Annotated in this window: 6 protein-coding genes; 4 read left to right on the top strand and 2 right to left on the bottom strand. The window is 68.1% G+C overall.

The window, feature by feature from the left end:
- Positions 1-656, bottom strand: a 656-nt coding sequence (locus V6M49_RS03205; RefSeq protein WP_332759999.1) for a DUF1365 domain-containing protein, incomplete at its 3' end; no start/stop codon positions are given.
- Positions 653-2,029 (bottom strand): NAD(P)/FAD-dependent oxidoreductase, encoded by a 1,377-nt coding sequence (locus tag V6M49_RS03200; protein WP_332759998.1) that lies wholly within the window; start codon positions 2,027-2,029, stop codon positions 653-655. The genes V6M49_RS03205 and V6M49_RS03200, both read right to left, overlap by 4 nt.
- Positions 2,030-2,215: 186 nt before the next feature.
- Between V6M49_RS03200 and V6M49_RS03195 the strand changes: the two genes are divergently transcribed.
- From V6M49_RS03195 to fdhF, 4 genes are all read left to right on the top strand, one after another.
- A complete protein-coding gene (locus V6M49_RS03195; protein WP_141140796.1) occupies positions 2,216-3,133 on the top strand; it encodes a LysR family transcriptional regulator in 918 nt (305 codons plus the stop codon).
- Positions 3,134-3,178: 45 nt separating this feature from the next.
- A complete protein-coding gene (locus tag V6M49_RS03190) occupies positions 3,179-3,685 on the top strand; it encodes a DUF2004 domain-containing protein (protein WP_141140797.1) in 507 nt (168 codons plus the stop codon).
- Between the two features lie 100 nt (positions 3,686-3,785).
- Positions 3,786-5,486: an NAD(P)H-dependent oxidoreductase subunit E gene (locus V6M49_RS03185; RefSeq protein ID WP_332759996.1), complete on the top strand. Its 1,701-nt coding sequence runs from the start codon at positions 3,786-3,788 to the stop codon at positions 5,484-5,486.
- Positions 5,483-8,152, top strand: coding sequence for a formate dehydrogenase subunit alpha (gene fdhF, locus V6M49_RS03180; protein WP_332759995.1), 2,670 nt, complete (start codon positions 5,483-5,485; stop codon positions 8,150-8,152). The genes V6M49_RS03185 and fdhF overlap by 4 nt, the downstream gene beginning before the upstream one ends.
- The last annotated feature ends 11 nt before the right edge of the window (positions 8,153-8,163 follow it).

Below are 8,163 nucleotides of genomic sequence, written 5' to 3'. Positions count from 1 at the left end.
TGGATCCGGATCAGCGCGGATACCAGCAGCGGCGCAGCCGGGATGGCAACGGCCGCTGCCAGGATGTTCCTGACGGTGGCCGGTCGCCGGTCCCCGTCCATGGTCGCGGCGAACGGCCGCTGTCCTTCCCGCTCCAGGACGATGGAGACGGCCAGCCGTTGCTCCGGCGCGGGCAGCTTCATCCGGTACTGCCCGTCAACGTCATTGAACGGAGAAACGTAGAAGGCCTTGGGCACGCTGGCCCGGCCGGAAGGATCCGTTTCCAGGAGGTAGCAGTGGCGTTCGCCGTAGGTGTTGTGGACTTCGGCGATGACACACTGCAGCTCCCCGGACTTCCGGTAGCACCAGAAGAGGGTGAGGGGGTTGAAGACGTGGCCGAAGACCCGGGCGCTGGTCAGCATCCGGATGGCCCCGCCGTCGGGCTCTATCCCCCGGGTCCGCAGGAACCGTTCCACGTTGCTGCGGATGGTGGCGTCGGGATCGCCCAGATGGTCGGCGGCCCGGAAGACAGCCAGCGGCCGCATGAGCCGGGGCAGAACCGGGAGCCGGTCCACGTCCACAAACCAGCTGTAGCTCCGGTAGGTGAAAGCATTCTTCAGCGGACTCTGGCGCACGTGGGAGATGGACGTGCGGTAGATGGCTGCCGTCGAGCTCATGCGCCCTCCGAGGCAGAGAGCAGTTCGGGCTCGGGTGCCTGAGCCGCGGGCCCGTCCCAAGTTCGTCCCAGGCTCGCAGCGGCACGGACACCGGCCAGGGCGCCGTCCTCATGGAACCCCCAGCCCAGGTAGGCGCCGGCGTAGGCGATGCGGTCATCACTCAGGGCCGCAATGCGCTGCTGTGCCCGCAGTGATTCGGGGGTGTACTGGGGGTGCTCGTAGACCAAGTGTTCCAGGACCCGGCCTTCCGCGATGAGCTCGGACTCCCCCAGGCTCACCAGGTACGGCAGGCCATCGGCCGGCTCCAGGCGTTGCAGCCGGGTGAGGTCGTAGCTGACCAGGACCTTGTCCGGGCGGGCTTCGCAGTCCGGGAGACGGTAGTTCCAGGACGCCCTGGCATTGTCCGCGGCGGGCAGGACGGCCGGGTCCCGGTGGAAAAGGGTGTGGTTGACGGAGTACGGCATCTGGCCGAGGGCTTCCCTCTCAGCCGGTGTGGCGTCCGCGAGGAAGCCCAGGGCCTGGGCCGGGTGCGTGGCAATGACCACGGCCTCAAAATCCTCGACTCCGTGATCGGTGTCCACTTCCACGCCGAGGGCGTGGCGCCGGATAGCGGTGACCGGACTGCTAAGCCTGATGTCCGGGAGCGTGGCGGCCAACTTCTCCACGTACTGCCCCGAACCGCCGGTGACCGTCCGCCACTGCGGCGAACCCTTGACGCCCAGCATGCCGTGGTGTCCCAAAAACGTGAAGAGGTATCGCGCCGGATAGGACAGTGCCGTGGTGGGATCGCATGACCAGACCGCGCTGACCACCGGCGTCATGAAATGGGAGATGAAGTACTTGCTGAAGCGTTCCTTTGCCAGGAAGTCACCGAGGGTCAGCTCCGCGCCGCCCGCACCAGGGCCGGCGTCGGACGCTGGAGGCGACTCAATCAGAGCGCGGGCCCTGCGGTAGAAGCGCATGACCTCCAGCAGCATCAGCAGGTAGCGTCCGCGCAGCAGGCTGGACGGGCGGGCGATGATCCCGCGGCCGCCCCCACGGGCCCCGGCGTACTCCAAGCCGCAGCCGTCACAGCGGACGGACATACTCATTTCGGAGTCCTGCGTCTCCACGCCCAGCTCGGCGAACAGCCGCAGCAGGGTGGGATAGGTCCGCTCGTTGTGGACGATGAAGCCGGTGTCGATGCCGAGGACGGATCCATCCGGCTGCGCGACATTGTGGGTGTGGGCGTGGCCGCCCAGCCTGCTGTCCGACTCGAAAAGGGTGACGTTGTCGTGCCGGTTCAGGACATACGCGGCCGTCAGGCCGGCCACTCCGCTGCCCACGACCGCGATGCGCCGTCCCTGCGGCTTGAAGGTCGAGTTCCCTGCCAAAGACACTGTTCTGCTCCCCTGCTCGTCTTGCGTGTGCGCCTGCTCGCTGCAAACTCTCTAGGGGCAGTTCGGTGCCGTGGGGCCGGTGGATGACTGAGTTTGCCGTAAATCTTTGTGCCAGAATGAAGCGGGCGTTCCATCCCCGGCACACCGCAGTGCCAAGGCGGCCCTGACCGAAGGACAGCGTTGGTAAATCCCGTACATCTGAAGACCCTCCTGGAAGTGACCCGGCTGGGCTCGTTCGCGGCCGCAGCGGCACGCCTGGGCTACACGGCGTCGGCTGTCTCGCAACAGATGTCCGCCCTGGAACGCGAGACGGGCGTGGTCCTGTTCCAGCGTTCGGCCCGCAGCGTGGTCCCCACGGAAGCGGCGGAAGTGATGACCCGGCACGCCGCGAAGGTGCTGACGGACATCGAAGCCCTGATGGCGGCAGCCTCCAAGACACACAGCAGCACCAGCCAGGAGCTTCGGCTGGGAATCTTCCCCAGCCTGGCAACCTACGTCCTCCCGCGGATCCTGAAGAATCCGGCATGGAAGGACCTGGCCATCGACCTCAAAGTATCGGTGGCCGAACCGGCCCAGACCATCCAGGGACTGCGCACCGGCGGAGAGCTGGACGTGGCGCTGGTCTTCCAGGTGGGCCAGTCCGGGCTCGCCTGGCCGCACACCATTAACCGGCAGTGGATCGGCGATGACAACTTCCGCGTAGTGCTCCCCGCGGGCTGGGGATTCCGCACGGACGCCAAGGTGGCGGCGGACCATCTGTCCGAGCTGCCCTGGATCATGCACCACCCCGGGAGCCCCGACGCCGTCGTGATCGAGCGGCTCTTTGCCAGCTGCAACCTGCATCCGCGCGTGGTGGCCCACAGCGACGACTTCCATGCCAGCCTCGAAATGGCGGCCGCCGGACTGGGCGCGGCGCTGGTGCCCGAGCTCGCATTGCGGAACCGGCCGGCCGGCGTTGTAGTGCTGGACGTTCCCGAAATCCGGCTGGCCCGGAACGTGTTTGCCCTGCTCATCAACGAGAAGAAGACCGCCCGGGTGCAGCTGTTTGTGGACCTGCTCGCCGAGACGATGGCTGCGGCGGGGTCCTCAGGCAATTAGCCCGGAATGCTGGAAAGCGCAGCACTTGGGGTCTATGTTGAAGGTATGAACAGGGTAGCGAGCCAGCACTTTGGAGAAATCGAGCTCAACCACGGCAGGGATCACAACATCGCCGCCAAACATGAGCTGGGTGGCCAGGTACTGGAACTTGACCTGAACATCAACGCACACGACCACTTTGACGAAGCGGCCATGCACAAGGTGGACTACCGGCTGCGGTTCCTCCCCGAGCTGGTGGATGAGGTGCGGCAGATGATCGCCGACGAGCTGGAGCAGGAAGGCACCAGCCCCCAGGAATACCTTCACTTCCACTGCAGCGCCCTCAAGGACGAGCAAATGCAGAAAGTCTTCGGCGTGGAGGAACGCAGCCAGCTCACCAACGACGTCTTCCTCAAAGCCCTCAAGCTCGGCCACGTGGGCATTTTCCCCGGCCAGCCCGAGCGCTACTTTGTCATGGACTTCACGCTGGGCTCACACTTCACGGACGAGGTCCTGGTGGTAGCCGCCGACGAAGACGGCGTGGTGGACGACGAAATCCTCTGGGAGTCCTGAGCGCCCAGCCGGGGTGAAGCACTGCCGCGGTGCGGCTCCCGTGTTTGGCGGGACTTTCGACCCTTACCTCATTGAGGCCATGTGAGTCCATGATGAACGCATGCATGAATTCCCTGCCGGGCGCCCGGGCGCCGGGGCTGAGGGCTGGAGGGAACGGAACACCGACGATCCATTCCTCCGGTACGCCGCGCGCTTCGACCGGCCGGTCGGCGAGATCCCGGACGTGTTGCGGAGCTCCGTTGCCGCTCCGGCAGATATTGCCCGCACGCTGGGGCTGCCCGCGGCAGCGGTCGAAGGACCGGCTTCCTACTTCGCTGATTTTACGGCGCCCCGCGCAGCCCGCCATGTAAGGGTCTGCACCGCTGCCGCCTGCTTTGCAGCAGCCGGTGGCGCGCACCTCGCTGAGGTGGAGGCGGCGCTGGGAGTGGAGGCCGGAGCCTGCAGCGCGGACGGCTCTGTGTCGCTCCAGGCCGTGCGCTGCCTGGGCTACTGTTTCACTGGTCCCGCGGCACTGGACGGCGTGGACCCGCATGCCGGGCCGGAACTGGCGGCACAGTTGCTGGGAGCAGCCCCGCGGACGGCCCCGCCCATCCCGGTTTCTTGCGCTAGCCCGTTTCCCGTGGTGACCGCCGGGCTACTCGGCGGTTTGCAGCCCTGGCAGGTATGGCCGGACGTGGCCGCCTCCGGAACACCTGAGGACGTCCTGGACCGGGTCGAGGCTGCCCAGTTGCGAGGACGGGGCGGCGCCGGTTTCCGTGCCGCCGCCAAATGGCGGGCCGCCCTCGAACACCCTGCGCCCCGGGTAGTGGTGGCCAATGGCGATGAGGGCGACCCCGGTTCCTACGCCGACCGGCTGCTCATGGAAGAGGATCCGCACCGCGTGTTGGAGGGCCTGGCCTTGGCCTGCTTCGCCGTCGGCGCTGCCACGGGCATCGTGTTCGTCCGCTCGGAGTACCCGCACGCCGCCGCCCGGCTGCGGGAAGCGGTGGCCGAAGCACGCGCTGCCGGGCACCTTGGCCCGAACGTCGCGGGAAGCGGGTTCAGCCTGAACTTCCATGTGGTCGAGGGCGCAGGGTCCTATGTGTCCGGTGAGGAAACGGCCCTGATTAACGGGCTGGAAGGGCTGCGCGGCACAGTGCGGCCCCGTCCGCCGTTCCCTGCCACGCGCGGACTCTACGGCCAGCCCACTGTGGTCAACAACGTGGAAACGCTCAGCGCAGTCCCATGGATCGTGCAGCACGGCGGGCCCGCGTATGCGGCGCTGGGAACCCCGGATGAGGCCGGCACAGTGCTCGCCTGCCTGTCGGAACGGTTCCTCCGGCCCGGAGCCTACGAGGTGGAAATCGGCACGCCCGTCCGGCGGATCGTGGAGGAACTCGGCGGCGGGCTTCGCGACGGCAGGGAACTGCGTGCGCTGCAGATCGGCGGGCCGCTGGGCGGCTTCCTCGGCCCGCAGGACATCGACGTGCCGCTGAGCGACGCCGCACTGTCCCGGTTCGGCGCGGCCCTCGGCCATGTGGGGATCGTGGCCTTCGACGATAGGCTCACCGGCGCGCAGGTGCTGCAGAACCTGTGGGACTTTGCCGCGGCGGAGAGCTGCGGACAGTGCTCACCGTGCCGGGTAGGGTCTTGGCGCGGCCGCGCCTTGGCGGAACGGCCGGATACCCCGGACATCGGCCGCGAACGCGGCGAGGTGCTGCGCAGCATGGCCGCTGGCAGCCTGTGCGCCTTCGGCCGCCGCGTACCGGCGGCAGTACGAAGCCTTGCCCGCGTCTATGGGCTGACCGGGTGGCCCGCATGAAACTGCTTATTGACGGACAAGCCGTCGAAGTGCTCCGCGGAGCTACGCTGCTTGACGCCGTGCGGGCCGCGGGTTTGGCCCTCCCGGCGTTGTGCCATGACGACCGGCTCAGCTCGGTGGCCTCCTGCCGGACGTGTCTGGTGGACGTCGCCGGCCGGGGACTGGCCGCCGCCTGCAGCACCCCGGCCGAGGACGGACTGCGCATCGCCGTTGAGGCATCCCGGGGGAACCGGCGCGATGCCTTGCAGGCCATTGTCGCGGGGCTGCCGCCGCGGGCTCTGGATGTACCGGCAGACCGCAGCGAACTCGTCCGGCAATGCGCCGAGTATGGGGTGACATCCCCGGACCGTTCCGTCCTGCCACCGCAGCGCGGCCTCGACCATTCCCACCCTTACGTCAAACTCGACCGTGACCTCTGCATCGCCTGCGGGCGGTGTGTGCGCGCGTGTGCAGAAATCCAGGGCACGTTCGCCCTGACGCTCGTGAACCGCGGCGCCGACACGGTGGTGGCCCCGGGCACGGGCGGTCCCTGGGCGGAATCCGATTGCGTTTCCTGTGGGGCCTGCGTGGACACGTGCCCTACCGGCGCACTGTCTGAACCTGGGCTCCTGCTTAATCTGTTGCCGGTTGAGCGGCAGACCAGGACCACGTGCGGCTATTGCGGGGTCGGCTGCAGCCTGGAGGTCTCCACCCGCGACAACGCGATCATGACCGTCACCCCGGTTGGTGATGGGTCCGTCAACCGCGGCCACGCCTGCGTCAAGGGACGCTTCGCCCACGGTTTCCTCAGCTCCCCGGATCGCCTGACCACCCCGCTGATCCGCCGCAGCGGCACGCTGGCCCCGGCAACCTGGGACGAGGCCGTGGAGTACGTGGCCACACGGCTGGCCGGGATCAGGGACTCCGATCCTGACGGATTCGCGCTCATCTCCTCGGCCCGGGCCACCAACGAGGAGAACTACCTGGCCCAGAAGTTCGCCCGGGCCGTCTTGGGAACCAACAACGTGGACAACTGCTCCCGGCTTTGCCATGCTCCCTCCGCGGCCGGCCTGGCCGCCACGTTCGGGCTGGGCGGCGGGACAAACCCGTTCGATGACCTGGACCGGTGTGACGCGGTCCTCCTGGTCGGTGCGAACCCGACGGCGGCCCACCCGGTGGTCGGTTCGCGCATCTTCCAGCGGGTCATGGACGGCGCCCGCCTGGTGGTGGTGGATCCCCGCCGCACCTTCCTGGCCCGGCACGCAGACATCCACCTCCGGCCCCGTCCAGGAACCAACGTGGCTGTGTTCAACGGACTCGCGCACGTACTGGTCCGGGAAGGGCTGGTGGACACCGCGTTCCTGGATGCGCACGCCACCGGCTATGAGGAGCTGTTGGCTTTGCTCGGCGACTACCCGCCGGAAAGGGTGGCCGATATTTCCGGCGTCCCGGCGGATGACCTGGTGCAGGCGGCCCTGACGTACGGGCACGCGCTGGCGCCGGCCATTTTCTACGGCCTCGGCGTGACCGAACACCTGCACGGCACGGACGGGGTTCGGACGCTGTCCAACCTGGCCCTCCTCCGCGGCGCCGTGGGGCCGGGCGCCGGCGGAGGGGTTAACCCGCTGCGCGGCCAGAACAACGTCCAGGGCGCCTCGGACATGGGCGCACTGCCCGATACGTTGCCCGGTTACCAGAAGGTTCTGGACCCGGTGGCGAGGGCCCGATGCGCCGAGGCCTGGCGGACACAGGTACCGCCGCGGCCCGGGCTTCGGATCCCGCAGATGTTCGCTGCCGCCCGGACCGGGTCGCTGAAGGCGCTCTGGATCATCGGCGAGGACGTGCTCACCACCGACCCTGACAGCGCGTCGGTACGCGCGGCCCTGGACGCCTGCCCGCTAGTGATCTGCAACGATCTGTTCCTTACCGCCACGGCAGCCACCGCCGACGTCGTCTTCCCCGTGGCCTCATGGCTGGAAAAGGACGGCACGTTCGTCAATTTCGACCGGCGCTTCCAGCGGGTCCGGGAGGCGGTGGCACCCCCGGCCGGGGTCCGGACCGACTTTGCGGTGCTGCACGCCGTCGCGTCCCGGCTGGGCGCGGACCTTGGCTGCGCCACACCGGCGGAGGCCATGGCCGAATGTGCCGCAGTGGCACCAGTGTTCGGCGGTATCACTCATGCACGCCTGGACCGGGACGGCCCCCTCCACTGGCCGTGCAGTTCTGCGGACTCCCCCGGCACGCCGCGGCTCTACCGGGACCGTTTCGCCACCCCGGACGGCCTGGCACACTTGGCCGCCAGCCCGTACCTGCCCCCGGGAGAACAATGCGACGCCGATTTCCCGTTCCTTCTTATTACCGGGCGCAGGGCTGAGCATTACAACTCCGGCAGTATGACCCGCCGCACCGACAACCTGCGCCTGCTCTCCCTCGAGACGATCGACGTCGAGCCTGGAGATGCCGTGCTGTTGGGACTGAACAACGGCGATCCCGTCCATCTGAACAGCAGGCACGGAACAGCGGTCCTGCGTGCCAGGATTACCGATGATGTGGCACCCGGCCAGGTGTTCGCCGGTTTCCACTTCCCTGGTGCCGCCGTCAACAGCCTTACGTCGCCCTCGGGGGACGAGGTCACGGGATGCCCTGAATACAAGGTGACCGCAGTCAGCCTTGCCGGACCCCGCTGACCGGGTCTCGC

The sequence above is a fragment of the Pseudarthrobacter sp. genome, assembly GCF_036675385.1.
Classification (GTDB): domain Bacteria; phylum Actinomycetota; class Actinomycetes; order Actinomycetales; family Micrococcaceae; genus Arthrobacter.
The sequence above is the reverse complement of the archived record's forward strand: the minus strand, read 5'-3'. Positions and strand labels throughout refer to the sequence as shown.

What these genes read in the sequence shown, in the direction of transcription:
- V6M49_RS03190 (WP_141140797.1), top strand. Translation starts at nt 3,179, where the DNA reads ATGAACAGGGTAGCGAGCCAGCACTTTGGAGAAATCGAGCTCAACCAC.
- V6M49_RS03185 (WP_332759996.1), top strand. Translation starts at nt 3,786, where the DNA reads ATGCATGAATTCCCTGCCGGGCGCCCGGGCGCCGGGGCTGAGGGCTGG.
- fdhF (WP_332759995.1), top strand. Translation starts at nt 5,483, where the DNA reads ATGAAACTGCTTATTGACGGACAAGCCGTCGAAGTGCTCCGCGGAGCT.